This is a genomic window from Bacillus cereus group sp. MYBKT111-2 (assembly GCF_051915205.1).
Lineage (GTDB): Bacteria > Bacillota > Bacilli > Bacillales > Bacillaceae_G > Bacillus_A > Bacillus_A paranthracis.
This window is the reverse complement of record NZ_JBQAEG010000008.1, coordinates 1-26,812: the sequence shown is the minus strand read 5'-3', so window position 1 is coordinate 26,812 and position 26,812 is coordinate 1. Positions and strand designations below refer to the sequence as shown.

The following is a 26,812-nucleotide window of genomic DNA, read 5'->3' as shown; positions in this document are numbered from 1 at the left end:
TCTTACTAACGCTTCTTCTTTCGATTTTATAAATTGAAGTACGTAACACCAATTGTTAATACAAAGAACAATACAGCTAAAACAATTGTAATACGGTTTAATACCGCTTCAATTCCACGTGCCTTTTGCTTACCAAATAATTGCTCCGCACCGCCTGAAATTGCACCTGAAAGGCCTGAGCTATTACTAGATTGCATAAGTACCATAACAATCATTAAAATCGATACAATAATAAGTAAAACTGATAATAACGTATGCACTTGGCGTACCTCCTACAAAGATTCAGTTATTGTAACTGTAGCATAAATTCTATAGAAAAGCGAGAGCTATAGAGGCGCTCTCGCTTTTCTTCCCTTACATAAACATCATTGCAAATAACGGTCCGAGCAAACATGTTAAAATGGCTGTTAATGTCATTGTTACCGATCCAATAACACCTTCATGTTCGTTATTTTTCATCGCTCTCATCACACCCATAATATGAGAAGCACATCCAAATCCGATACCTTTACCAACTGAATTTGTAACGCGGCTCCATTTCAATAAAAGCGGGCCAGTAATCGTTCCTGTAATACCTGCAATAACAACGAAAGCTGCTGTTAATGACGGTACACCACCAACTTGCTCCGAAACACTCATCGCAACTGGCATTGTCACTGATTTTGGTAAAGAAGATAAAATTAAGCTTTTATCTGTTCCCATAAGTGAGGCAATAGCAAAATCACTTGCAATGGCAACTGTTGTACCTACTAGTACCCCACCGGCAATTGGTACAACATATTTTTGCAGAACGTGACGTTGTTTATATAGAGGAATTGCAAATGCTACAACACCGGGTCCAAGTAGCTTCGCAATCCAGCCACCACCACTTTCCATATAATGTTGATAAGGTATATCAAGCACGATAAATAAGAAAGCCATTAATCCTGTTGCTACAAGCATTGGAATGGTGAATGGTGTTGGAAATAATTTATAGACTTTTTTAGATAATTGATATAATAGCACCGTAAAAAGAACCCAACCGATCCCGATTAATATTTGACTCATCGCGACTCTCTTTCCTTTCTATTCGCAAGATATTGTCCTGTATGTCCTGCGACAATAATAATTAAAAATGTACTCGCTACAACTGTAATGAAAAGAGAAATTCCTTTACTCATAAAAAAAGCACCGTAATTCATTAGGCCAAGCGTTGGCGGAATTAATAAAAACGGCATAATAGCAACGAGTGTTTCTGCTCCTAAATCGAACCATTTCACTGGAAGAACTTTTAGGCTAAGTAAAACAAGTAAGAGGAACATTCCAATCAAACTTCCTGGGATCGGAATATTTAACATTTCTTGTACCCAAGTTCCAACCATATAAAAAACGTAAAGAGCAGCAATTTGGACAAGAATCTTTGTAAATTTCATGTTCATCATCCCTCTTGTTTATACGATCTTCTGTTAATATCTTTATCATAGTATAAATTGTAAAAAGCTGCAATTTATCAACTTGACAGCAAAAAACACCTATGTTATACGCTTACAACCTTGATATGACTACATTTTCAACAGAAAATTAAGTCAAAAACCTTGACCTAATATAAGAAGTTTTTATTTTCTGAATTTTAAAGGTTATTATTTCAATAAAATAATCTTTTTACCTTTAAGCTTACATATATATAAAGTGAAACTTTAATCAGTGGGGGGTTCTTTATCCCCCACTGATTATCAGCCCTCACCAATCGGACTTTAATGGGCAGCCCGACCCCACCTAAATTCTTTGCTTTCGCTGAATTTTGAGGTGGGGGTCTTACTGCCCATTAAAGTGGGATAAATAAGATAGGTGGTGAACATATGCCCAAAAAAGTTCTCATTTTTTGTGATCCTGGGATTGATGATACGATGGCTCTCCTCTTAGCGTTCTTTATCGATGAAATAGAAATCATCGGCATTGTTGCTGATTACGGCAATGTTCCAAAAGAGATGGCCGTACAAAATGCTCATTTTCTTAAGAATGAAACAAGGAATAGAAATATTAAGATATTCGGTGGTTCAGAACGCCCTCTTACTGGTGCCCCGCCTGCTTTTTTTACAGAAGTACACGGGAAACAAGGGCTTGGGCCAATTATTCCAAATGGGAATGTGACTAACGGAGAAATGGAGAATTTCTTTGAAGTGATTCCTCTTATTGAACAGTATAAAGATGAATTAATCATTGTAAGTTTAGGAAGACTTACCTCTCTAGCAATTTTATTTATCATGTGCAAACAGTTAATGAAACAAATTAAATCTTACTACGTAATGGGCGGTTCCTTTTTACATCCTGGTAATGTTACCCCTATTTCTGAAGCAAACTTTTATGGTGATCCTACTGCCGCTAATATAGTCCTTCAATCCTCACCTAACATGTACATCTATCCATTAAACGTCACCCAATATTCCATCATTACACCAGAAATGGCTGAATATATTGAAGCAAAAGGAAAAGCCCCACTCGTCAAACCGTTATTCGATCATTATTACTACGGCTATTATAAAAATGCTCTACCACATTTAAAGGGTAGCCCCTTCCATGACACAATGCCAATACTCGCTTTACTTGATAACTCTATGTTTACGTATCACAAATCCCCTATCGTTGTCATGACAGAATCCTCTGCACAAGGAGCAAGCATAGGGGAATTTCGTTCTTTAGTGAACCAAAAGCCATTTATTGATTGGCCGGGTCATCAAATTGCAATTGATTTTGATTATAACCGTTTCTTTAAACATTTCATGTCACTTATGACGGGGGAACAATTTTAGCATAAAAAAACAGACCGTGATTTCTCACGGTCTGTCGTTATTTTCTACAATTATCGTTTGATGTTGTAGAAAGATTTGATACCATCGTAAACAGCGATTTCGCCTAGTTCGTCTTCGATGCGTAATAATTGGTTGTACTTAGCAATACGGTCAGTACGGCTCATAGAACCAGTTTTGATTTGGCCAGCGTTAGTTGCAACTGCGATGTCAGCGATTGTAGCATCTTCAGTTTCACCAGAACGGTGAGATACAACTGCTGTGTAACCAGCACGTTTAGCCATTTCGATAGCTTCGAAAGTCTCAGTTAAAGTACCGATTTGGTTAACTTTAATTAAGATTGAGTTAGAGATACCTTTTTCGATACCTTCAGCAAGTTTTTGAGTGTTAGTTACGAATAAGTCGTCACCAACTAATTGTACTTTGCTTCCAAGACGCTCAGTTAATAATTTGTGACCATCCCAGTCGTTTTCGTCTAAACCATCTTCGATAGAGATGATTGGGAAGTCTTTGCAAAGCTCTTCGTAGAAATCAACCATTTCTGCAGAAGTTAAGCCAGTACGGCCTTCGCCTGCAAGGTCATATTTACCAGTTTCTTTGTTGTAGAATTCAGAAGAAGCAACGTCCATTCCTAAGAATACGTTCTCGCCAGCTTTGTAACCAGCTTTTTCGATAGCTTCGATGATTACTTCTAATGCTTCACGGTTAGAACCAAGGTTTGGAGCGAATCCACCTTCGTCACCTACTGCAGTGTTAAGACCTTTGTCATGTAATACAGCTTTAAGTGCATGGAATACTTCAGCACCCATACGGATTGATTCTTTGAATGTTGGAGCACCAACTGGTAAAATCATGAACTCTTGGAAGTCTACGTTGTTATCAGCGTGAGAACCACCGTTGATGATGTTCATCATTGGAGTTGGTAATTGTTTTGCATTGAATCCACCAAGGTAACGGTATAATGGAAGACCTACGAAGTCAGCTGCTGCGTGAGCTACTGCCATAGATACACCAAGGATAGCGTTAGCGCCTAGTTTACCTTTGTTTGGAGTGCCATCTAATTCGATCATAGCACGGTCGATACCAGCTTGGTCAGTTACGTCGAAACCAACGATTTCTGGAGCGATAATTTCGTTAACGTTGTTTACTGCGTTAACAACACCTTTACCAAGGTAACGAGATTTGTCACCGTCACGTAATTCTACTGCTTCGTGTTCACCAGTAGATGCACCACTTGGTACGATAGCGCGTCCGAAAGCGCCACTTTCTGTGTAAACTTCTACTTCTACAGTTGGGTTACCACGAGAGTCAAGGACTTCGCGAGCATAAACATCAATAATTGTTGACATAATAAATTCTCTCCTTTTTATATAAGCAAATTATTTAATAATTGTTTTACCTGTCATTTCTTTCGGTTGCTCAACACCAAGAAGTGTAAGCATAGTTGGAGCGATATCACCTAAGATACCATCTTCACGTAATTCTACGTCGTTTTTAGTAACAATGAAAGGAACCGGGTTAGTTGTATGAGCTGTCATTGGCTCTCCTTCAGAAGTTAATTCTTCATCCGCATTACCATGGTCAGCAGTAATAAGTGCTACACCATCTTTTGCAAGAATCGCTTCTACAACTTTTCCTAAACATTCGTCAGTTGCTTCTACTGCTTTAATTGTTGGTTCCATCATCCCAGAATGGCCAACCATATCACAGTTCGCAAAGTTAAGAATGATAACATCATGTTTATCATTTTCGATTTCATTTACTAAAGCGTCCGTTACTTCGTAAATGCTCATTTCAGGTTTCAAGTCATACGTTGCAACCTTCGGTGAGTTAATTAAGATACGCTCTTCTCCTGGGAATTCAGCCTCACGACCACCGCTAAAGAAGAATGTAACGTGCGGATACTTTTCAGTTTCCGCGATGCGAAGTTGCTTTAATCCCGCTTGCGCAACAACTTCACCTAAAGTGTTATCAAGGTTCATTGGCTTAAATGCCACGTAACCATCTACTGTTTCACTAAAGTGTGTCATACATACGAATTCTGGAATGCGAGGTACTTTTTCACCACGATCGAACTCACGGAAGTCTTCGTTTGTAAATACACGAGCAATTTGAATTGCACGGTCTGGACGGAAGTTATAGAAGATAACTGCATCATCATCATTGATTGTTGCAACTGGCGTGTTATCTTCGTTAACAATTACAGACGGCAATACGAATTCATCGTAGATACCATTTGCATAAGAGTCTTCTACACACTCTTCTGCTGATTTATAAGTAGGGCCTTCACCATTCACCATAGCACGGTAACATTTTTCTACGCGATCCCAACGCTTGTCACGGTCCATGGAGTAATAACGACCAGAGATAGTCGCGAATTGTCCTACTCCTGTTTCTTTAATTACTTCATTTGTTGCATCGATATAGCTTTGTGCTGTTTTTGGTCCAACATCGCGGCCATCTAAGAATGCATGAATGTATACTTTCTCAACGCCTTCTTTAGCTGCTAAGCGAAGAAGAGCAAACATGTGGTTCATGTGACTGTGCACACCACCGTCAGAAAGTAAACCGAATAAATGAAGTGCAGTACCTTTTTCTTTTACGCTTTTAATTGCACTTTGGAACGTTTCGTTCTTATCGAACTCACCTTCACGAATTGCAACGTTTACGCGTGTTAAGCTTTGATATACAATGCGGCCAGCACCGATATTTAAGTGACCAACCTCAGAGTTACCCATTTGACCTTCTGGAAGACCTACTGCCTCGCCACAAGCTGTAAGCGTTGTGTGAGGGAATTTGTTCCAGTAACCATCAAAATTAGGTTTCTTAGCTTGTGCTACAGCATTCCCGTAAGTTTCTTCACGAAGTCCGAAACCGTCAAGAATGATTAAAGCTGTTGGCTTTCTCATTTTACCGCCCCCAGAAGACCTAAGAACGAAGCAGGCTCTAAGCTAGCACCGCCAACTAAAGCGCCGTCGATGTCAGATTGTGCCATGTACTCTTTAATGTTTTCTGGTTTTACGCTACCGCCGTATTGGATACGAACAGCTTCTGCAGCTTCTGGAGAAACAGCTTCTGCAACAACTTTACGGATGTGCGCACATACTTCGTTTGCATCTGCAGAAGAAGAAGATTTACCTGTACCGATAGCCCAGATTGGCTCATAAGCGATAACAGTTGCTTTAACTTGCTCTTCTGTTAAACCTGCAAGTGCTTTTGTTACTTGACCTGCTACTAGATCAAATGTTTTTCCGCTTTCACGCTCTTCTAAAGTCTCACCACAACATACGATTGGTGTTAAACCATGTTCAAATGCTGCGATAGTCTTTTTGTTTACTGACTCATCTGTTTCAGCAAACATTTCACGACGCTCAGAGTGGCCAAGTACTACGTAGCCTACTTTTAAGTCGCTAAGTGCTACTGGGCTAATTTCGCCAGTGAATGCACCATTTTTTTCGAAGTGCATGTTTTGTGCACCTACTTGTAAATCAGTTCCTTCAGTCGCTGCTACAAGGCGCTCTAAGAATAGAGCTGGAGAGCAAACTACTGCATCAACAGCTGAAGCTGCTGGGATTTGACCTTTAACTTCCTCTACGAAGCTAACTGCTTCAGATAGAGTTTTATTCATTTTCCAGTTACCTGCGATAATTGGTTTACGCATGCTTTGCACCGTCCTTTTTCTTTGGCTGCTACTTATTTGTCGTTAAGACAAACTACACCTGGAAGCTCTTTACCTTCCATGAATTCTAATGACGCACCGCCGCCAGTAGAAATGTGGCTCATTTTATCAGCCATACCGAATTTTTCAACAGCTGCTGCAGAGTCACCACCGCCGATAACAGAGTATGTACCTTCTGCATCTGCTAATGCTTGTCCTACTGCTTTTGTACCTTGTGAGAATGGAGTCATTTCGAATACACCCATTGGTCCATTCCATACAACAAGCTTAGAGTTTTTAATTACATCTGCATAAATTTCACGTGTTTTAGGACCGATGTCCACGCCTTCCCAGTTAGAAGGGATAGAATCGATATTAACGATTTTAGTTGTTGCAGTTTCAGAGAATTCCTCAGTGATTACAACATCAACTGGCATGTAGAAGTTTACGCCTTTTTCTTTTGCAAGTTGCATAAATTCTTTAGCTAGTTCAATCTTGTCGTCTTCACATAGAGATAGACCAATTTCATGACCTAAAGCTTTAACGAATGTGTAAGCAAGTCCGCCACCGATGATTAAGTTATCTACTTTGTCTAATAGATGACGAATTACACCGATTTTATCTTTTACTTTCGCACCACCGATGATAGCTGTGAATGGACGTTCTGGGTTAGAAAGTGCTTTACCTAATACTTCTAACTCTTTTTCCATTAATAGACCAGATACTGCTGGTAGGTAGTCTGCGATTCCTGCTGTAGAAGCATGAGCACGGTGAGCTGCACCGAATGCATCGTTTACGAAGATGTCAGCAAGAGCTGCAAATTCTTTCGCAAGTTCTGCATCGTTCTTTTCTTCGCCCGCATAGAAACGTACGTTTTCAAGAACTAATACGTCGCCTTCGTTCATTGCTGCAACCATTTCTTGTGCAACTGGTCCGAATGCTTCGTCTGCTTTTTTAACATCTTTACCAAGAAGCTCGCCTAAACGTGCTGCTACTGGAGTAAGACGTAATTCTTCTACTACTTGACCTTTTGGACGGCCTAAGTGGCTTGCTAAAATAACTTTCGCACCTTGCTCTACTAAATATTGAATTGTAGGAAGAGCTGCACGGATACGAGTTTCATCTGTAATTTTGCCTTCTTTCATAGGTACGTTGAAGTCAACGCGGCAAAATACACGCTTACCTTTTAAATCTACGTCACGAATTGATTTTTTGTTCATTGGATTTCCCTCCGACTACTAGTTAGGATTGACAAAACCCACTCAAAAGCTTAACACATTTGCTTTTAAAACGAAAGAAGAGAGAGAGGGAACAAACCCTCTCCCTCGTTTTGTCATTGATAACTTATATAATTAAGAATTAAAGACCTTTTGAAGTCATGTAAGCTGCTAGGTCTACTACGCGGTTAGAGTAACCAGTTTCGTTATCGTACCAAGAAAGTACTTTAACCATGTTACCTTCCATTACCATTGTAGATAATGCATCGATTGTAGAAGAAGCTGTACATCCGTTATAGTCGATAGATACTAATGGCTCTTCGCTGTATCCAAGGATACCTTTTAATTCGCCTTCAGCTGCTGCTTTGAATGCTGCATTTACTTCTTCAACTGTTACTTCTTTATCAAGTTCAACAACTAGGTCAACTAGAGAAACGTTAGCAGTTGGAACACGTACAGCGCCACCGTTTAATTTACCTTTAAGTTCTGGTAATACTAATGCTACTGCTTTAGCTGCACCAGTAGATGTTGGGATCATGTTTTCAGCTGCTGCACGAGCACGACGTAAATCTTTGTGTGGTAAGTCTAAGATTTGTTGGTCGTTAGTGTAAGAGTGAATTGTTGTCATCATTCCGCGTTTTACGCCGAATTTTTCGTTTAATACTTTAGCGAATGGAGCTAGACAGTTTGTAGTACAAGAAGCGTTAGATACTACGTTGTGGTTAGCTGCATCGTATTGTTCGTGGTTAACACCCATAACTACAGTGATATCTTCGTCAGAAGCTGGAGCTGAGATGATAACTTTCTTAACTGATCCACCTAAGTGTTTTTCAGCGTCTGATTTTTTAGTGAAACGGCCAGTAGATTCTACTACTACTTCTACTCCGTAGTCGCTCCATGGTAATTGAGCTGGGTCACGCTCAGCGATAACTTTAATTTCTTTACCGTTAACAACGATGCTGTTTTCGTTAGCAGATACTTCTGCATTTAAAGTTCCGTGAACTGTGTCATATTTTAAAAGGTGAGCTAATGTTTTAGCATCTGTTAAGTCGTTGATTGCTACTACTTCTACCTCAGAGTTGTTAAGAGCTGCGCGGAATACGTTACGTCCGATACGTCCAAATCCATTAATACCAATTTTAGTCATTTGAATTTCCTCCTTGGGGGATTATATTAAAGGGTAATACCCTTTGTTAACTGTTTTGCTGCACCTTCATCTGTAATTAGAATTGAAGTGTGCCCTTGTTTAATTACAGCCTGTATTGCCTTTGCCTTTGAAGAACCTCCAGCGACCGCAACAACGTGAGATACATTTTGTAAATCCTCTAGTTGCATACCAACTGTTCTTACTTTATGAACAACATTTCCTTGTTCATTAAAGTAGTAACCGAAAGCTTCGCCAACTGCTTCGCTTGCCTGAATCTTTAACCAATCTGCTTCCGAAGTATTTCTGCGACGTGCCATTGTTAACGCATCACCTATTCCATGAATGACGATATTGGAAGATCGAATCAACTCAAGAACTTCTTTCACGGAAGGCTCTGTCACAATAGACGCATATGCTTCGCTGCTAACATGATCTGGAACATACAATAAGCGATAATTACTCATCGTATTTTGCGCCATCTTGGCACAAATGGTATTGGCTTCTAACTCGACGCCTTCTCCAATTCCACCACGTGCTGGGACAAATAGCATATGTAAATCTTTGCAATCAAGCTGCATCATGTCCGCAACAGCAGCTAGCGTAGTTCCTCCAGCCACAGCAACGATATTATTCGCTGTCAGACGGTCTTTTATACAAGTCACACAAGCACGGCCCATCTCCAGTTTGACCCAAGGCGATTCATCACTATCACCAGGGACAACGAAAACTTCATCCAAGTCTAATGTTTCCTTAAGTTGCTTTTCTAAAACCTTTAACCCGGAAATTTCTTTCATAAAGTCTTCCAAAGCAAGAACTAAAGCTGTTCCTTCTTCTGTCAATGTCATTCCAGAAGAAGCGACGTGAACTAAGTTTTGTTCTTTCAAAACTTGAACTTCACTTCGCAATACTCGTTCTGTCATACCGAGACTTGCTGATAAGTTTCTTCTTCCAATTGGCTGCATGAGCCTAATGTATTGAAGAATTTGCATTCTCGTTTGCATAACAGGTAGCAGATCAGGTAATAATTTTTTTGTGTTCTGAATCCATGAGCGCATATCTTTTCTCCTCACTACATCGGTTCATTTTCCCTCTTGGTCACTTTACGTCCCGTAGTGACATTTTGTGTCCCACATAGGTTAAAAAAATAATCCCTGCTACGTGTATTATTGTAACAGGAGATAGAAACTTATTCAACTCTTAACTGCATTCTTTATATAGTTTATTATGACACCTTTGTGAATGTTACCATATTCTACTTGTTTTCCGTCTATTTCTACAACCGGAATCATTAGATGATATTTTTCTAAAAGGTCATTATCTTCATATATATCTATTTCCTCAATTTGAAAAGAATATTCACATTGTACTTCCTGTAAAACTTGTTTTGCCTTCACGCAAAGGCCACAATCTTTTTTTGTATACAGTACAACTTTCATCTTCTTCACCTATCCGATTGTTTTTCGTAATGACGACGCTGGGATGTGCATTTGCTCTCTATACTTCGCCACTGTTCTTCGAGAAATAACGATTTCATGCTCTTCTTCTAATAATTTTGAAATCTTTTGATCTGAAAGTGGCTTTTTCTTATTCTCTGCCTCAACAAGCGTTTGAATAAATTGTTTTACACGCTTTGTAGAAACTGCTTCATCTTCAGTAGTCGAAACGGCATTACTAAAGAACGATTTCATCTCAAATAAACCGTGTGGTGTTTGCACATATTTATTTCGCGTTGCACGACTAATTGTCGATTCATGCACGCTTAACTCTTCTGCTACTTCTTTTAAAGCAAGTGGCTTTAAATACTCCGGACCTTTCCAGAAGAAATCACGTTGTTTTTCCATAATAATGGTCATCACTTGCAGAAGGGTTTGTTTTCTCTGTTTTAAACTACGCATAATCCACTGCACATGCTGATACTTTTCTGATACGTAAGATGCCACTTCACTTTCACTATTATTAAGAAGCGCACTATATTCAGAATGAATTTCAATTCTTGGCATATTTCTCTCGTTCATTTGTAAAACGAGACGATCACCATCTTTTTTCACCGCCATATCAGGTACAATATAAAGTGGTTTATCAGAAGAAAACGCAAGACCTGGTTTTGGTTGTAATGACGTTATACAATTCACAGCACTCTGTAATTCCTCATTACTACACTTCAACACTTGAGCGAGCTTTCGCCAATCTTTCTTAACGAAATAAGCGAAGTGATCCTCTATAACCTCTTCTGCTAATCCATTCCGCCTTTGTAAGCGCTTCAATTGCAAGGTTAAACATTCCTGAATATTACGCGCTCCTACCCCTGCTGGCTCGAGTGATTGGACAAGCTCTATAGAGCGGTCGACTACATGAAGCGGTGCGGAAAGAAGATTTGCTAACTCTTCGTTCGTCTCTTGTAAATACCCATTTCCATCCATGTTCATAATAATGAAAGAAGCTACTTTTCGCTCTTCTTCCTCTATTTTATAATACTGTATTTGATTTAATAAATGTTGCTGAATCGTTGTAGAATCCACACTGTAGATTTCCATCTGATTCTCGACTTGTTTGCTGGTACTTTTACTTGTGTTAGAGCTCTTTTTCTTCTCCCTCTCAAAACCACCTAACTCAATAAGGGGATTCTCTAACGATTGCTCATACAAAAACTCCGATAATTCTTGTACATTATACTGGAGCATTGTAATCGCTTGCCTTAACTCTTGTGTCATTGCCAAACGTAAGCTTTGTTCTTGTAAAAGACTTGCCTTCAAACTAATCTCCCCCTTGTTTCTATTGTACAATAAGTTTGGTAAAAGGAGAATGCTATCACAGACACCCATTCCAAAATATTATTAATTTATATGTATTAATGAGATTTACAACTTACAACCGAAATTTGAATAATATTGAAAGAAAATATTAAACTCATTTTTTATTACCACGTACTAATAGTAACTTTTAATTTTATATATAACAACATTAAATTTATCTCTTTTCAATCCCAAAATAAAAAGAGCAGTTTAGGTATAGTGACTCTTCACTATGCCTAACTACTCTTTTATGATTACTATTAAGGAAGAAACCTCTTATTTAAAGCTAAGGAACTTTGATTCCTAATTACATAGGAATCATAGAGATAATCGTTCGATTCACTAGACGCTCCTTGAATTCCTCTCATCTCTTCCACAGATAACTCAACTATTTTCTTCGCACTTCTCTCGCCACTACTATCCATCATTTTTTGTTTTCTTTTCGAAAAAAATCTCATTATTTATTCCCCCCTACAATTAATTATTTTTTAACAATTGACTAAATTTAAGGCTCTTACCACTTCTTAATACACCTTTTGGATAGACCTTCGCTGCAAACATAGCAATTAAGCTGATGCTAGCCAATAATACAACCATAGATGTAATAATTTCTAAATTCCCAACCGATCCATTAATAATCCTAACTACCATACTAATTGGAGCTGTAAACGGAACATATGATGTCACCCTTGATACTAGCCCTTCAGGGTTATCAAGTACTACTAATAACTCCACCACTAAGCTTCCCATCAATATAAGAGTAATCGGCATCGTTGTTCCGGATAATTCTTCTGGCCTGCTTACCATAGAACCAAACACTGCGAAAAGTGCCGCATAAACGAAGTAACCGAGAACAAAATATAACAAGAAATATGCAGCATGCTCACCTGTAATCAAATTCACATCAATATTCACTCCAAAAAACGAATCCGACACCTTAAAAATTCCAGATTTAATATATAGCGCCATACTAAGGAAGAAAATAAATAACTGTGTCAAACTAGCAAGACCGACTCCTAATATCTTCCCAAAGACCATGTGAACAGGCGACACCTTCGTTACCATCACTTCCATAACACGCGACGCCTTCTCTGACGCTACCGCTGTAGCAATCGCATTTCCATACGAAGTAATTGCTAAGTACATAATCGCTACTAATAAATACACCAGTAAGAATGAGCTTGTTTCTTCGTTATTTAAGTTTTGCTTTTTCGCTTGCACGTTCATCGTCAGTGATTTCACAGCCTCTTCTGATAACTGTTGTTTAACTACCGCACTTTGAAAATAATGATTTTGTACAAATACCTGCGCACTTTGAATCAACTTAGGATTATCCACCTTCATAAAGTAATCTAATACTGGTTCAGCACCCGCACCCTCTTTTAATATAAAGAGCGCTTCGACTTTCTTATCTAACAAATCTTGCTTATATTGATTTAATTTTGTTTTATCTCCTAAAGACCAATCCCATTCCGGAAGAGCTTTACTAAGATTAGATTGATCCACCGTAACATTAGGCGCTTCAGAAATAAATACAACCTTTGCTTTTTCTTTCTCTCCAGAAAACTTTTGTACTAAAGTTGGAAAGGAGAATAAGAATATCCCTCCCCCTATTAATAACAATGTCATCCCAATAAATATTTTCGTCCTCACACGATCCCAGTACGTTTGCCCTAAAACAATCCAGAAATTCCTCATTACTTATGCACCCGCCTTTTCAACAAAGATTTGATGTAAAGAAGGTTCTTTAATAGAAACGTCTCGGATATATTGTTTCGTTTTAATATCTTCAAGCAGCGAAAATGCATCCTCTCCATCATTAACTTTAATCATGAACGTACGATTAACTTTTTCAAAATTGAAATTTTTCTTCTTAAGAATCGGTTCAATATCCCCTTCCGTTTGCAACGTCATATATTTATATTGATAACTTTTCTTAATATCTGACAAGGCACCCGATAATACAATTTGACCGTTTTTCATAATACAAATTTCCTCACAGAACGTTTCTACACTGTCCATTTGATGACTACAAAAGATAATCGTTTTTCTTTGCGCGATTAACTCAAGTACAACATTTTTTAACATCTCTGCATTTACAGGATCCAATCCACTAAATGGCTCATCTAGTATGATGAATTCCGGATTATGCAATATCGCTGAAATCAATTGGATTTTTTGTTGATTTCCCTTTGACAATTCCTCTGTTTTCTTCTTTAAATGTGGTGTCATTTCTAATTTTTCTAGCCACTGTAACGCATGCCTTTTTGCAAGATTTGCTGGCATTCCTTCTAACTTGCCGAAATACACTAATTGCTCCACTACATTCATTTTCGGGTATAATCCACGCTCTTCTGGTAAATAGCCGATAGACAAGTCTTTCTTTGAAAAAGGGCGATTATTCCATAGAATTTGGCCGCTATCCGGTTTGATTAAATCTAAGATCATACGAATTGTTGTCGTCTTACCAGCACCATTCCGGCCCAGCATCCCTAAAATTCCACCTTCTTCTACACGTATATTTAAATCATCAACAGCTTTATATTCACCAAATGTTTTATTTAAACCTTGAATTTCAAATGCCATATATAACATCCCCTTTTACTGTTTAATAAAGTAAATAACTGCCATTCCTAAAGCAATTCCGCCAATCATAAGTAAAAACTTTTTAAAATTCATCCCTATCTCTCCCATTTTTTAAAATTTGTATTTCGAAAATCAAGTGCACCCTTCGCATTTACAATGCCTTTTCCAAAGTATTTTTTCCCGTCACCCAATGCCGGTTTAGCCCCCTGATATAACCTCGTTTTAACAAATCCATTACTAGGCTTCAGCCTAAACTTTTCTTTATATTCCGCAATTACAAGTGCAGCTGTAGCAGATACTTTAGGAACTGCTAGACTAGTTCCAATCATCAGCTCATATCCTCTATCAAATCCTAACCATTCACTTAGTTGAGATTGTGGAAGATTTGTAGGATATGTGGTTAATACCATAGCTGTTTCATCTCCCACTTTTTCACTTTCCCACAAAGATCCATAATCTCCTGATGGAGCAGCAATATCAACATTTGTTCCATAATTAGAGTAATAAGATAATCGATCCTCTTTATTTGTTCCCGCAACAGTGACTACCCCCGGTAACCCCCCAGGCATATGAAGTTGCAAGTCGTTTTCATATCCTCTTTGCTTAGCTAATTGAAAAGGATTTGAAATATCGAATCCTTCTGTTCCAGAGGAAGCCACTAGCAAACTCCCTTTACTATTCGCATATTCTATTGCTCTTTTGTAAGCTAAATACACAGCTCCTTCTTCTGGGTCTTTAATGGACTTGTATGTTCCTAAACTTAAATTGATAACATCCATACCATCATTTGCAGCCTCTACAATAGCTTTAATAATCCAACTTGAATCTGCAGAACTACCTTGAAATACTTTATATGGTACAATCCCAATTTTGGGCGCTACCCCCTTTATTTTCCCATCAGCAGCTATTAACCCCGCAATCATTGTTCCATGACCAATATTATCTTCAATTGATTCTACATTCGGAACTAAAATTTTCCCCTGACTAACTATATTTCCCTTTAACGCAGGATGATTTACATCAATCCCACTATCAATAACACCAATCTTTACACTATGATTTCCTTGTTCAATTTTATAGCTCTCCCCATTTTCTGTTACCTTATCGACATCCCATTTCCATTTGCTATAATCGGCCTCTTCTTGTTCTAATTGTGAAGGTGCGTATTTTATTTTATTTGAAGGATTCTTTACTATAGTGGGCGGCTTTAATTCCACTACATCCTCTCTACCTGCTTTTTCAATTATCCCTTTATAATTTTTTAATAAATGCTGCTTCGCTTCTTGTACTCTTTCTAAATTATCACCTTCAATATTCAGCACCTTAATTTCTTTTATTACTTCTAGCTTTAAATCGGGATATTTATCTCTAATTTCCTTTATCATCTCATCCGTATTTTCACCTTGCCTCAATGTAAACACATACGAATTTTCTTTAATTTGATTATGTTTCATTTCTTCAGCGCTTATCGTACTAACTCCAACTATAGGAAGGTTTAATAATAATCCCACAGTAATTCCAGCACCTATTTTCGCTATTGTGTTTCGATATTTAAGCCAATCTTTCACTTTTAATCCCTCCTTTTACTTCCTGAGCTTTTGACAATTGATAATAATATCCTTGCTTCTCAAGTAGCTCTGTATGTGATCCTATCTCTACAATTGCTCCCTTATCCATAACAATAATCTTATCTGCATTCTTAACCGTGCTTAATCTATGTGCAATAACAATCCTTGTACATAACATATCAGTTAAATTCTCATCAATAACTCTTTCAGACAATGTATCGAGTGCACTTGTCGCTTCATCCAATATTAAAATAGATGGGTTTGTTACCAATGCTCTAGCTAATATTAACCTTTGCCTTTGCCCACCAGAGAAGTTAACTCCAAATTCAGATACCATCGTTTGAAAATTTAATGGTAGCATCATAATATCTTCTAATATATTTGCTTGCTTTGATGCCTCAATTACTCCATTTGGAGGTACACCTTTCCTTTGTGCAATAATATTTTCTCCTACCGTTTTGTTAAACAATCTCGCTTCTTGGAAAACAACGCCTATTGATTTCCTTAAAAATTTCAAATTTAACTTTTCACTTTCAATCCCATCAAATCGGATTTTCCCCTTCGTTGGTGTATATAGTCCGAGAAGCATCTTTACAATTGTACTTTTTCCAGAACCGGACGCCCCAACAATTGCGACCTTCTCACCAGCTTTGATTTTAAATGAGACATTCTGAATTGCATCTTCACTGAAATAATTGTGACGATAAGAAACGTTGTCAAACTCAATATCACCATTCAGTTTCTTAATGCCTGAAAATTGATTTACCTCTCTCTCCGATCTCGCATGCATTACATCGTAAATCCGCTGAATATAAGAGCTAATATAAATCAATTCACCATAGCCACTCCCAATGGAAATAATCGGTGTTATAAACGAAATCGCTAACGCGTTAAAGCCGAGTACACTTCCTAATGTCATATTTCCAGCTAGCACCTGTTGTCCACTGAACCAAAGTAGAAACAACGGTAAGATAAATTGAATAGAACCCGCTAATGTATTCATCAATGCCGTCCATATAGATCTCTTCTCTGCATGAATAAGTTGAGAACCAAAGCGTTCTTTCCATTCTTTATACACTTGCTTTTCCAATCCCATAACCTTCACATCACTAATCCCATTAATACTCTCAGACAAAATCCTTTGAACTTGAGCTTGAGCCGAAACCTCTTTATCAGCTAACTTCTTAGAAACAGTCGTGCTCATGACAAGTAAGACGAATATAACAATCCCAACTGCTAACACAACGAGTCCTAATAAAGTCGAATAACGAAACATGAAGAATAAGTAAGTGAAAAGCAGAATTCCATCTATAAGAAAGGAAATTACCTTAGTAGATAATATTTGTCTAATATATACATTGGAATTTGCTCTAAATAACAGTTCTCCCATGGATCGATTCTCAAAAAAGTTATAAGAAAGACTTAGTAGTTTTTCTATAAAACTTTGCATTAAAGACATATCAATTGCCGTTTGCAATTTCGCTATTAGAAAGCCTCTTAACGAAGCAAATACTTGATAACTTATTAGCAATACTAAAATGCTGTAACCTATCATATTCATATAACTCGGATCTCTCGGAACAATTACGTGGTCAGTCATCCAACTTGTTACAAATGGAATCACCAGCGCAAAAGCCTGAATTATCAAAGAAGCTAATACAATTAAAGCTATTAATTTCTTTTTCCCTAACACAAACGATAAAAAGAATTGCAAATGAGAGACACCTTTTTGTTTTTGAAATGACTCATCTGGTTCCAGTGTTAATACAAATCCAGAATACTTTTCCTCCATTTCTTTTTTAGAGATTTTATTTCTTCCGTAAGCAGGGTCTATAACTATAGCCCCCTTTTTTGTCAATTTCTCCAGGACTACATAATGTTTATGCTCCCAATGGATAACTGCTGGTAATTTAACTTCACTTAAAGCCTCATATTCAGCTTTATATCCTTTTACATGAAAACCATTTTTTCTAGCAATATGCATAAGCTGATATAAAGATGTCCCACCTTTTGGAACACCAAACTCTTCTCTTAATTCAGCTAACGAAACATGCTTTTCATAAAAACTAAAAACCATCGCTAATGAGGCTAATCCACATTCGCTATGTTCCATCTGCTCTATAAAGGGCACCTTTGCCATTTTTATTCCCCCCTATCTCTTTAACTATTAATCATAGCAACACCCTCATGGTTACCATGATTAAAATTAAATTCAAATGTAATTAATCCTAAAAAATATGCAGCTATTCCAATTTGGACCCTTGAATGTATTTCTAATTTTCTTTTAATTGAGGCTACTAATTCCCCCACCCTCCTTCTACTAATAAATAACTCCCTGGCTATTTCAACATCCTTCAAACCTCGTGCAATCAACACAGCTACTTCTTTTTCTCGATCACTTAAAACTTTCTTCATCATTCTCCTCCTTTATTCTCAATCCATATTAGATTATTTTTTTCTCGTTTATTAAACTGTGTTGTCTTAATCTGTACTCCTATCATATCCTTCTTTTAAACGTTATTGTCCGCAATGCACGTTGTAGTTACCGCAAACAAATTAGCGGGATTCTCCGCAACATCTTCATAAAAAAAACATATCGCATTTGCGATATGCTTAATTGTGAAGATCTCCCTCTTATGTTACAATTGGAATATTCCGAATTTTTACAAAAGGGGAGCTGCGAGTGATTTATTCATTACAAAATGAATTAATTTTGCGTGCAAAAAAACTGGTTTATGGACATTTTTTCGAATCTACATTACGTCAATGTTCTTCAGAATATATTGAATACAAATTCAATGATTCTACTCGTTTTGCCAACATCACTCTCGTACATTATGAAATATTTCAAGATAACCAAAATGAAGAAGAAAAACAATTACTGCTAACAATTATAGAATTACTTATGCTCTCTCTAGATATTATGGATGATATTCAAGATGAAGATTTCTTAGAAGGACCTTGGACAAAACATCCAATTGCCACAAATCTCAATATAATTATGGGATTCTTACTTATTTGTTTGCAAGAAGTTGACAAATCTTCCCTTTCAATTCAAATGAAAAACTGGCTCAAAAACGAAATACACTCTTGTATTTTAAACTCTATTAATGGACAACAGCTAGATCTTAAAAATGAAATCCATTCTGAGAAAGACTATATTGATATGGTAACTCACAAATCTGGATATCTAATTAAACTTGCATGCTTATTAGGAACAGGGAATATTAACCCTATCCAGCGTTCTTTAATTGAAAACTACGCAATATGTATAGGCGTTATTAATCAAATAAAAAACGATATGCGTGATATTATGCAATGGGATAAGAAAAATGATTTTCTTAATTTAAAGAAAACTTTACCAATACTATATTATTTAAATAGTAAAAATGATAACTTTATACTTATAAAAAAATTCTTTAATCAAGAGATACAATATAACGAATTAAATAATCAAACATTAGAAACTTTAAAACACATATTACTATACGGTGGATCGATGGAGTATTGCTCTGTTATGCAAAACCTATATGTATACAAATGTCAAAGATACATCGAACAACTTTCAATCAGTCAAGCAAATAAGGATAGGTTAATTGATACTCTAATTTAGTTTACTTCCATGTCTCAGCAGCTTTACTAAGTAAAGTCGATTTATCTAAAGTACCTAATATAATTTCTAATTCTTGTTTTGATATACCATCAATGGCTATGGTTCCTTGACTACACACATTTTTAAATTGAATATCTTCTAATATACGTTCAACTAATTCCCTAATCATATATCGTTCACCCCACCAATTTTTATAGTTTTATATTATTACATATTCTTTTGCTATTATCCGCAATCCTATTGCGGGATTCCGAAATTATATATGATAGTGAGGTATTTCTAGCAATGATTAAACAACGTCCAATTTATTTCGTAATTTCATTAATAATTTTTTACTTAATCATACAAAGTTACATCCTCTACAAATTTTATCAGCCTTACAGTGGCATTATCGCTTCTAAAGAAAACGAGAAGACATATACAATCAGTCAAATTGATACGTCGGGTTGGGCTGCAAAAACAGCATTAAAAGTAGGCGATGAAATCTACAAAGTAGATGGGGAGAATCCTTATTTAGGGGTTTTCAAGCGGTACCAAAATCAATTTTTAAATGCAACCGAAATTCAATCTATAAAGAATGATAAGATTTCTACTTATAGTACAGCAGCTACTTCAGACAACGAAGAGCTACTTATTACATTATATCTACCAATGATTTTTTCTCTAACCATTCTAAGCTTATGTTTTATTCTCTATAGAAATAAAGCTATAAGGCGAGAAGAGCGTTATTTTATGCTTTTTTTATTAGCAACCTCTATTAGCCTTTCCGCCTCTTCTATATCTAGTAAATCTGATTTTGGCGGACTCTTGATTATAAGTATCTCTTTTCAAAGTGTATCTTTATTTCTTACTTTATTTTTATATCAGCTGTTTAAGCGGAAGGAAATTATTATTATACATAAAAATGTGGTTAGATTTCACCTTTGTCTATACATGACGGTTGTTACTACTGGCTTATTATCCGTTACCTTTTTTCCAAATTTGCAACAAGTCTCTGCTTACACAGATTTAGCTTATTTATGCTTTAGTATTCTTTTAAGTGTATATTTTCTTTTAAAAGGATACATAAAATATAGAAATACTTTACACAGACCTTTTTTTAAATTTATGTTAGTTATCCAATGTATTTCTTTCGGGCCATTTATCATGCTATATGCGCTTCCAAGGATATTATTAAATGCAGCCATGATTAGAGCTGATATTGCAGCCTTATTCCTATTTTGCATTCCAATTGGCTACTTTTATTTAATATTAACAAAGCAAATCTTTGATATTGATTTTATGTTTGATCGTGTTCGTTACTACTCTATGCTTTCATTAATTCCAACTATCATTATTACATTAATTATAAGCTGGGGTATTAATCCTGACGAACGCTTCTTAATTAGACTCATGCAAAATTTTATTATCATTTTCCCTTTAAACATACTGTTTCTTGTAATAAAGGAACGATTAGATTTCACATTTCGCAATCAATTATTCAGAAGCAAAACCAATCTACATGTAAGTATTGATCAGTTCGCACAACAACTTTCTTCCATTATGAAAGTAAAAGATTTAGAGAAGAAATTTATGAATGAAATTATCTCCCTACTAAAACCGTGTTTTATACAATTTATTGAATTTGATATAAAACACAATACATATAATTGTTATAAGAGTTACGGGGAAACAGAAAAATTTAATCTTTCGAAAAAGAAACAATGGGGAATGGAATCGGGATATATAAATGATTTATTAGAAGATGACGGATGTATCGGTATTTATTTATATTCTACTCAAAATACAAAGCATTACATTTGGGTTGGAAATAAAACCAACAATATTAAATTTAATATCAATGAAAAGACTTGGTTTATCGCTATCGTCAAATATGTACGTCTCGTTTATGAAAACCTAAATTCAGTTAACCAAATCATTCAATCTTTAGAAAAAGAAAGCCTAGCAAATAAAACACACTCAGCAACTCTTTCACGCCTACTATTTCAAATCTCAGAGACTGAAAGGCGTCGACTCGCTGCAGATCTTCATGACGCTGCCCTGCAAGACCAAATTGTCTGGTATCGTAAACTAGAAACTGTATTAAAAGAGCATACTGTACCAGGTGAATTGCAGGGACAATTAGAAAAAATAAAATTCGGTATGTTAGATGTTATTCAACAAATTCGTGACACTTGTAATGAATTAAAACCTGCTCTTCTATCTGAAATCGGTCTTATAGGTGCGCTTAAAGAGCTATTAGCACAAATGCAACTACGTACTAATTTCCGAATTCAATTTGAATACGACTCAATACAGGAGAATCATTACGAATTTGATAAAATTCTATCTATTTATCGTATTATCCAAGAATTATTAAACAATGCTGATAAGCACTCTAATGCAACTTTAATTAATATATTCTTATGGGAGGAGAATAATTGTATTTATCTAGATTATCGTGATAACGGCATCGGCTTTAATACGCAAGTCCCCTATTCTTCAAATAAACATATGGGTTTATCTGGGATTAAAGGGCGTGTTCAAGGAATAGGAGGCGAAATTCAACTTATTTCAGAAATTGGAAATGGACTACAAGTAAATATTACTATACCGAGGTGAATAAAATGATACACGTTTTGATTGTAGACGATCACCAAATAGTTGGTGAAGGCACAAAAAATATGATCGAATTAGAAGCAGATATTCAGGCAACATACATTTTAAACGAACAGGAAGCAATTTCTCAAAGTTCAAAAACACCTTTTGACATATATCTTTTAGACATGAACATGCCTAATTATAGTGGACTTGATGTGGCTCAAAAACTTTTACACATACAACCAGATGCAAAAATCATTCTCTACACAGGCTTCGAATATTTATCTCAATTTAATTTATTAATAGATTCTGGTATTAGCGGTATTGTTAGCAAATCAGCATCACAACAAGAGTTATTAATGGCTATTCGTGCTGTCTTAAATGGGTATACTTTAATCCCAATTTCTCTATTGCGACAACTTCGAGTTGAAGATATGACTGTTGATAACTTAGATACGAAAAGAGCATCAAGCCATGTTACAATTACACAAAAAGAATTAGAAATTCTTGAATCCATTGCGAAAGGAAAAAGTAATAAACAAATTGCAGATGAATTATATATGAGTTCTAGGGCTGTTGAATATAATTTAACGAAACTATTTAAAAAGTTCAAGGTGAGTTCTCGTTCTGAAGCGCTAGCTGAAGCTGTTCGAAAAGGTATAATAAATGTAAATGTATAATAAAGACATTCTACCAAAAGGTAGAATGTCTTTTCATTTATCCTTTTACATTTTCTAATGTCATAACAGATGGAATTTCATTCGGTTGTAATAGTCTTAATAACTGCATACCAACTCCTGCTATTCCTACAAACATGCCGAATGATTGAATATCATCTGGTGCATCACATTGATAACTACCCGTTTCTCTATAATTATTAATAACTTGTATGCCAATTTGTATCGCCTGTTCATACAATTCTTTATTACCATATAACTGTGAAACAGCCAATAGTAATTCCGTGTCCCCCATATTCCCATGGCATAATGTATCATTATTTTTAAATCCATACTTTCGTACATTATCTACAGCTACTCGAATTTCTTCGTCCATTTCTACATCTTCTTCATAGCTTCTTACTAAAACCCTGCTCAATCCTATTCCGGTGGAACCGTGGCACCATTGATGTAAGCACTTCTTCTCACTCTCTCTCGTGTCTTTCCACGCACTTTCTTCTTTATCAAACAATGATCGATCATAAGCAAGCGCTTTTTTAGCTAAATCAATATATTCTTGATTCCTATTCATAATCCCCGAACGCCATAAGCTCCAAGCGATACCACTCGTTCCATGAGAAAAACCACCTAAATAACTGTTAGTATGTTTATTCTTCCACGCTACTCCATTTTCTAATATTGATACATTTTCCGCCAAATGCTTACTATACATATCAGCAAGATCTAAATAATCTTGATCCTTTGTCATTTCAAATACATTAAGGGCCACTTGAATAACTCCCGCTGAGCCACTTAACAAATCAAACTCTTCTTCTTCTTTGAGCCTTTCTTTTAATTCTACTTTTATTTCTTCTAAAAAATCCTGATATTCTTTTCTAGGACTTATAGATTGAAAATGTGCTAATGGATATAACAATGAATATTTACCCAAGAAGGTCGATAGCAGCCCCTTCGCTTTCGATAAAGGGTTCATCGCTGATTTCAACGCCTTATGAGCAACCTCTAAATATTTTTCGTTTCCTGTAACTTTATTTAGATACAATAAGAATAGTGCTACGCCACCTAAACCGTCATATAAATTTTGTTTCATAGGGGCAACATACCACTTGTCGTGAATAACATTTGCTTGTAACCATGAAGCTGTTGTTTTATCATCAGATAATACTACATTCTCTACTAAAGACTCTCCGATATTTATTGCTTCCTGCAAGATTGTCTCCTGATGATTTTCTAATAATTCACTTCTGTAACTCTCTTTCCTTCTCACTTTAATATCAATTTCTCTATTTCCCTGTATTGCCAACTTCAGCCATCCTCGTTGCTTTTCCAATTCCTTCTCATCAAAATGATAAATTCTATTATATACTTGCTCATAACCGCTCTCCTTAAAAAAATCTTCCATCTTTTCACCTGTACTACTATATAGATCTCGTGAATCTGTAAAAGTCGTAAATATAGGAACATCCGCACGTAATAAGTCTTGAATCTCATGAATGACTAGTTCCTTATTTTCATATGGGTAATACCATACTCTTTCAAATAATTGTTCCAATAAAATTGAATCTCTCATATAGTCTGGATGTGTAGACTCTTGTAGGAAATTACAATATTGTTGAGTAGCCCTAGCAACAATGCGAATTTTATTTTCTTTAAATGTAATTAAAGGTCCTCTTTCTGATAAAATCTCATCCTTATACTCAATAAAAAATTTACACATTTCCTGAAAACCATCAATAATAAAGTTCAAATAATCCTCTACATAAATCTCTTCTACTCCAAGTTTCGGTAGATTTTTAGCACTTTGACTTTTGGCTTCTTTCATAGTAAATTCCATTTCATCTTTACTATTTTGATTTAAAGCCAACACCTTAAACGGCAAATCTTGCTCTTTTCCATTTAAAGCACTTAAATCGATACCTTTTCCATCGATATTTTGAAACATAGCTTGCGGCAGCAATCCAGATCCTATCACTGAGTCGCTTTGTTCATATTTCAATTTTACTTCCGCACTATCTGGAAAATTCAGTTTTGGATATTGATGAAAAATCGTCTCCGAATCAATAATGTATGGATACTCTCCATGAGCAATTATATTTTCAAAATGCAAATCCGCACCCTTTAACATATGCATTAAACCAATCAACTTACCAAAACGTGAATAGTAGCGCTCTACCTCTTCTTTAGAAGAACACGGTTTATACAATATTTTCTCTTCCCATCCATATTCACCACAGTCTAAAACTTTATATGATGGAAGTTGTATACTTCCACTTACCTCATTCATCCATTCTAAAAACGCATGGTACGATTTCGTAATTTCCATAGACTTTGGCTTATATAAAATTTCTTTACCTGAAGAGAATACAAGCTGAACAACCGTTTTTCCTTCTTGATGTGTATCTCCTAATCCAACCTTAATTTCGCTTAATGACGCATCCTGCAATTGAAATTCTTTTTGTAATTGTAGCCAATTTTCATTCAAACGAAATAGTAACATTTGAACATTTTGTATAAAATACTCTGTTCTCAAAATTAACCTTCGCGTTAATGTTGCGTATTCCTCATAGAACGCAATTAAATTCTCCTTATTCCTAGCTTTCTCTCTGACAAAGGAAAGAAATCGCTCTTCTGGAGTCTCTCCTACCAGTTCCTCCCTTAGTTTTGCAATATTAAATTCTAAGACTAGTGAGCGCACCGCATTATTTAATAACTCTTCTACTAAAGATCGTACTAGCATTTCTTTAATTTCTTCATGCTCATAACATATCTTATTTAATCTATATTTCAACGAACTATCTATCATTTCGGCTGCATAAAGTGCAAACGGCCTAACAAATTCTATAAACCCTAAATCTTCCTCTGCACTTAATGGCTTACTATCACACAACTCTATTCCCATTTCTAACACGCGCAAATTCACATGTTCATTTAATTCATCTATATATAAATGCTCTTTGGATTCAGGAATTTTCTCAATTAAACTCGCAAAATCTTCTTTTGTCATTTCATTCATCTTTAATTTAAAATCAAAATCAGCTTTATTACTTCTAAACATTTTATCTATCCATTTATTTAATTGGGCCAAATTTAAATCTTCCGATAATAATAAATCTCTTCTACTCATTAGCGTTTTATAACGCTCTTTCAAATTAAGACTCTTCGCAAATGCCTTTTCATTTATATATGAGTGAATTAACATAATAATTTAATCCCCTTCCTTATTTTAAAATCCATATTCCAATAAATCGGTCCCCCTTCAGGAGAAACAGATTCCAACATTCGATTTTTCACATTCGAATATTGGAATCTGTTTCATTCAAAAGGAGATGAACACCCCTTTCGAATGAAACCTATCTACTTACAAATTTTAATTGATGCCGTTATTCCTATAATGACTCCCACACAAAGCGGTGTTGTTTCTGGTTGTACATCTGATGCCCCTTGAATTTCCGCTAGTTCTTCTTCGCTTAATTCATTTAACGCTTTTCCAGATGGGTGGTTTGGTAAATCTTTCAACTTCTCTCTTACTTGTGGATCTTTCCACGCTTCTACTAACTCTTCTTTTGTGAACTTGTATCCTTTTGACATTTCATTCATCCTCTCGTTTTGGTTTTTTATTTTATTTACAAATCTTAATTGACGTTGTTAACCCGATAATGACTCCCACACAAAGTGGTGTTGTTTCTGGTTGTACATCTGATGCCCCTTGGATTTCCGCTAGTTCTTCTTCGCTTAATTCATTTAACGCTTTTCCTGATGGGTGGTTTGGTAAATCTTTCAACTTCTCTCTTACTTGTGGATCTTTCCACGCTTCTACTAACTCTTCTTTTGTGAACTTGTATCCTTTTGACATTTCATTCATCCTCTCGTTTTGGTTTTTTATTTTATTTACAAATCTTAATTGACGTTGTTAACCCGATAATGACTCCCACACAAAGTGGTGTTGTTTCTGGTTGTACATCTGATGCCCCTTGGATTTCCGCTAACTCTTCCTCACTTAATTCATTTAACGCTTTTCCTGATGGATGTTTCGGTAAATCTTTTAACTTCTCTCTTACTTGTGGATCTTTCCACGCTTCTACTAACTCTTCTTTTGTGAACTTGTATCCTTTTGACATTTCATTCATCCTCTCGTTTTGGTTTTTTATTTTATTTACAAATCTTAATTGACGTTGTTAACCCGATAAT

At 36.0% G+C, this 26,812-nt stretch carries 26 protein-coding genes; 4 read left to right on the top strand and 22 right to left on the bottom strand.

What is annotated here, in order from left to right; genetic code table 11:
• Positions 1–26: 26 nt before the first annotated feature.
• From secG to ACTFNE_RS20465, 3 genes are all read right to left on the bottom strand, one after another.
• Positions 27–260, bottom strand: coding sequence for a preprotein translocase subunit SecG (gene secG / locus ACTFNE_RS20475; RefSeq protein WP_000557264.1), 234 nt, complete (start codon positions 258–260; stop codon positions 27–29).
• A gap of 94 nt (positions 261–354) precedes the next feature.
• Positions 355–1,047 carry an LrgB family protein gene (locus tag ACTFNE_RS20470; protein WP_046198757.1) on the bottom strand — a complete coding sequence of 231 codons (693 nt, stop codon included), beginning with the start codon at positions 1,045–1,047 and terminating at the stop codon, positions 355–357.
• A complete protein-coding gene (locus tag ACTFNE_RS20465; RefSeq protein WP_000673222.1) occupies positions 1,044–1,412 on the bottom strand; it encodes a CidA/LrgA family holin-like protein in 369 nt (122 codons plus the stop codon). Before ACTFNE_RS20465 ends, ACTFNE_RS20470 begins: the two co-directional genes overlap by 4 nt.
• Positions 1,413–1,838: 426 nt before the next feature.
• On the opposite strand from ACTFNE_RS20465, the gene ACTFNE_RS20460 reads away from it, so the two are divergent.
• A complete protein-coding gene (locus ACTFNE_RS20460) occupies positions 1,839–2,789 on the top strand; it encodes a nucleoside hydrolase (RefSeq protein ID WP_270706400.1) in 951 nt (316 codons plus the stop codon).
• Positions 2,790–2,839: 50 nt separating this feature from the next.
• Here ACTFNE_RS20460 and eno read toward each other — a convergent pair whose 3' ends face one another.
• From eno to ACTFNE_RS20390, 14 genes are all read right to left on the bottom strand, one after another.
• Entirely contained in the window at positions 2,840–4,135 is a 1,296-nt protein-coding gene (eno, locus tag ACTFNE_RS20455; protein WP_000103957.1) for a phosphopyruvate hydratase, read from the bottom strand.
• 30 nt (positions 4,136–4,165) lie between these two features.
• A complete protein-coding gene (gene gpmI / locus ACTFNE_RS20450) occupies positions 4,166–5,695 on the bottom strand; it encodes a 2,3-bisphosphoglycerate-independent phosphoglycerate mutase (protein WP_046198759.1) in 1,530 nt (509 codons plus the stop codon).
• Complete coding sequence (gene tpiA, locus ACTFNE_RS20445) at positions 5,692–6,447, bottom strand: triose-phosphate isomerase (protein WP_001231038.1); 756 nt, start codon at positions 6,445–6,447, stop codon at positions 5,692–5,694. Before tpiA ends, gpmI begins: the two co-directional genes overlap by 4 nt.
• 32 nt (positions 6,448–6,479) lie before the next feature.
• Entirely contained in the window at positions 6,480–7,664 is a 1,185-nt protein-coding gene (locus ACTFNE_RS20440) for a phosphoglycerate kinase (RefSeq protein WP_270706398.1), read from the bottom strand.
• Positions 7,665–7,803: 139 nt separating this feature from the next.
• A complete protein-coding gene (gap, locus tag ACTFNE_RS20435; protein ID WP_000161236.1) occupies positions 7,804–8,808 on the bottom strand; it encodes a type I glyceraldehyde-3-phosphate dehydrogenase in 1,005 nt (334 codons plus the stop codon).
• Positions 8,809–8,834: 26 nt separating this feature from the next.
• Positions 8,835–9,863 carry a gapA transcriptional regulator CggR gene (cggR, locus tag ACTFNE_RS20430; RefSeq protein WP_001258187.1) on the bottom strand — a complete coding sequence of 343 codons (1,029 nt, stop codon included), beginning with the start codon at positions 9,861–9,863 and terminating at the stop codon, positions 8,835–8,837.
• A gap of 135 nt (positions 9,864–9,998) precedes the next feature.
• Positions 9,999–10,244: a glutaredoxin family protein gene (locus ACTFNE_RS20425; protein WP_000869729.1), complete on the bottom strand. Its 246-nt coding sequence runs from the start codon at positions 10,242–10,244 to the stop codon at positions 9,999–10,001.
• Positions 10,245–10,253: 9 nt separating this feature from the next.
• Entirely contained in the window at positions 10,254–11,561 is a 1,308-nt protein-coding gene (rpoN, locus tag ACTFNE_RS20420; RefSeq protein ID WP_270706397.1) for an RNA polymerase factor sigma-54, read from the bottom strand.
• A 299-nt stretch (positions 11,562–11,860) separates the two neighbouring features.
• Positions 11,861–12,058 (bottom strand): hypothetical protein, encoded by a 198-nt coding sequence (locus ACTFNE_RS20415; protein ID WP_001210631.1) that lies wholly within the window; start codon positions 12,056–12,058, stop codon positions 11,861–11,863.
• Between the two features lie 19 nt (positions 12,059–12,077).
• The gene (locus ACTFNE_RS20410) at positions 12,078–13,298 is read right to left on the bottom strand and encodes an ABC transporter permease (RefSeq protein ID WP_270706395.1); all 1,221 of its coding nucleotides are present in this window, start codon (positions 13,296–13,298) and stop codon (positions 12,078–12,080) included.
• A gap of 3 nt (positions 13,299–13,301) precedes the next feature.
• Positions 13,302–14,186 (bottom strand): ABC transporter ATP-binding protein, encoded by an 885-nt coding sequence (locus ACTFNE_RS20405; RefSeq protein WP_000863488.1) that lies wholly within the window; start codon positions 14,184–14,186, stop codon positions 13,302–13,304.
• Positions 14,187–14,281: 95 nt separating this feature from the next.
• On the bottom strand, positions 14,282–15,754 hold the full coding sequence (locus ACTFNE_RS20400) for a S8 family peptidase (protein ID WP_270706394.1): 1,473 nt from the start codon (positions 15,752–15,754) through the stop codon (positions 14,282–14,284).
• Positions 15,738–17,894: a peptidase domain-containing ABC transporter gene (locus ACTFNE_RS20395; protein WP_270706392.1), complete on the bottom strand. Its 2,157-nt coding sequence runs from the start codon at positions 17,892–17,894 to the stop codon at positions 15,738–15,740. The genes ACTFNE_RS20400 and ACTFNE_RS20395 overlap by 17 nt, the downstream gene beginning before the upstream one ends.
• Before the next feature lie 20 nt (positions 17,895–17,914).
• Positions 17,915–18,169, bottom strand: coding sequence for a response regulator transcription factor (locus tag ACTFNE_RS20390; RefSeq protein WP_000757186.1), 255 nt, complete (start codon positions 18,167–18,169; stop codon positions 17,915–17,917).
• A gap of 268 nt (positions 18,170–18,437) precedes the next feature.
• Here ACTFNE_RS20390 and ACTFNE_RS20385 point away from each other — a divergent pair, with 268 nt between their 5' ends.
• Positions 18,438–19,367: a polyprenyl synthetase family protein gene (locus ACTFNE_RS20385; protein ID WP_000640555.1), complete on the top strand. Its 930-nt coding sequence runs from the start codon at positions 18,438–18,440 to the stop codon at positions 19,365–19,367.
• Between the two features lies 1 nt (position 19,368).
• On the opposite strand, the gene ACTFNE_RS20380 is transcribed toward ACTFNE_RS20385, so the two are convergent.
• Positions 19,369–19,536, bottom strand: coding sequence for a hypothetical protein (locus ACTFNE_RS20380; RefSeq protein ID WP_000617613.1), 168 nt, complete (start codon positions 19,534–19,536; stop codon positions 19,369–19,371).
• Between the two features lie 116 nt (positions 19,537–19,652).
• Here ACTFNE_RS20380 and ACTFNE_RS20375 point away from each other — a divergent pair, with 116 nt between their 5' ends.
• Entirely contained in the window at positions 19,653–21,968 is a 2,316-nt protein-coding gene (locus tag ACTFNE_RS20375) for a sensor histidine kinase (protein ID WP_270706390.1), read from the top strand.
• Between the two features lie 5 nt (positions 21,969–21,973).
• A complete protein-coding gene (locus ACTFNE_RS20370) occupies positions 21,974–22,627 on the top strand; it encodes a response regulator (RefSeq protein WP_000582193.1) in 654 nt (217 codons plus the stop codon).
• A gap of 37 nt (positions 22,628–22,664) precedes the next feature.
• Here the strand turns inward: ACTFNE_RS20370 and ACTFNE_RS20365 are convergent, their stop codons facing one another.
• The 4 genes from ACTFNE_RS20365 to ACTFNE_RS20350 all read right to left on the bottom strand — a co-directional run bounded on the left by ACTFNE_RS20365 (position 22,665) and on the right by ACTFNE_RS20350 (position 26,742).
• Positions 22,665–25,823, bottom strand: a complete 3,159-nt coding sequence (locus ACTFNE_RS20365) for a type 2 lanthipeptide synthetase LanM family protein (protein WP_046198764.1) — start codon at positions 25,821–25,823, stop codon at positions 22,665–22,667.
• A 155-nt stretch (positions 25,824–25,978) separates the two neighbouring features.
• The gene (locus ACTFNE_RS20360; protein WP_000033705.1) at positions 25,979–26,212 is read right to left on the bottom strand and encodes a mersacidin family lantibiotic; all 234 of its coding nucleotides are present in this window, start codon (positions 26,210–26,212) and stop codon (positions 25,979–25,981) included.
• A 31-nt stretch (positions 26,213–26,243) separates the two neighbouring features.
• A complete protein-coding gene (locus tag ACTFNE_RS20355) occupies positions 26,244–26,477 on the bottom strand; it encodes a mersacidin family lantibiotic (protein ID WP_046198765.1) in 234 nt (77 codons plus the stop codon).
• A gap of 31 nt (positions 26,478–26,508) precedes the next feature.
• Positions 26,509–26,742 carry a mersacidin family lantibiotic gene (locus tag ACTFNE_RS20350; protein ID WP_000033704.1) on the bottom strand — a complete coding sequence of 78 codons (234 nt, stop codon included), beginning with the start codon at positions 26,740–26,742 and terminating at the stop codon, positions 26,509–26,511.
• Between the last annotated feature and the right edge of the window lie 70 nt (positions 26,743–26,812).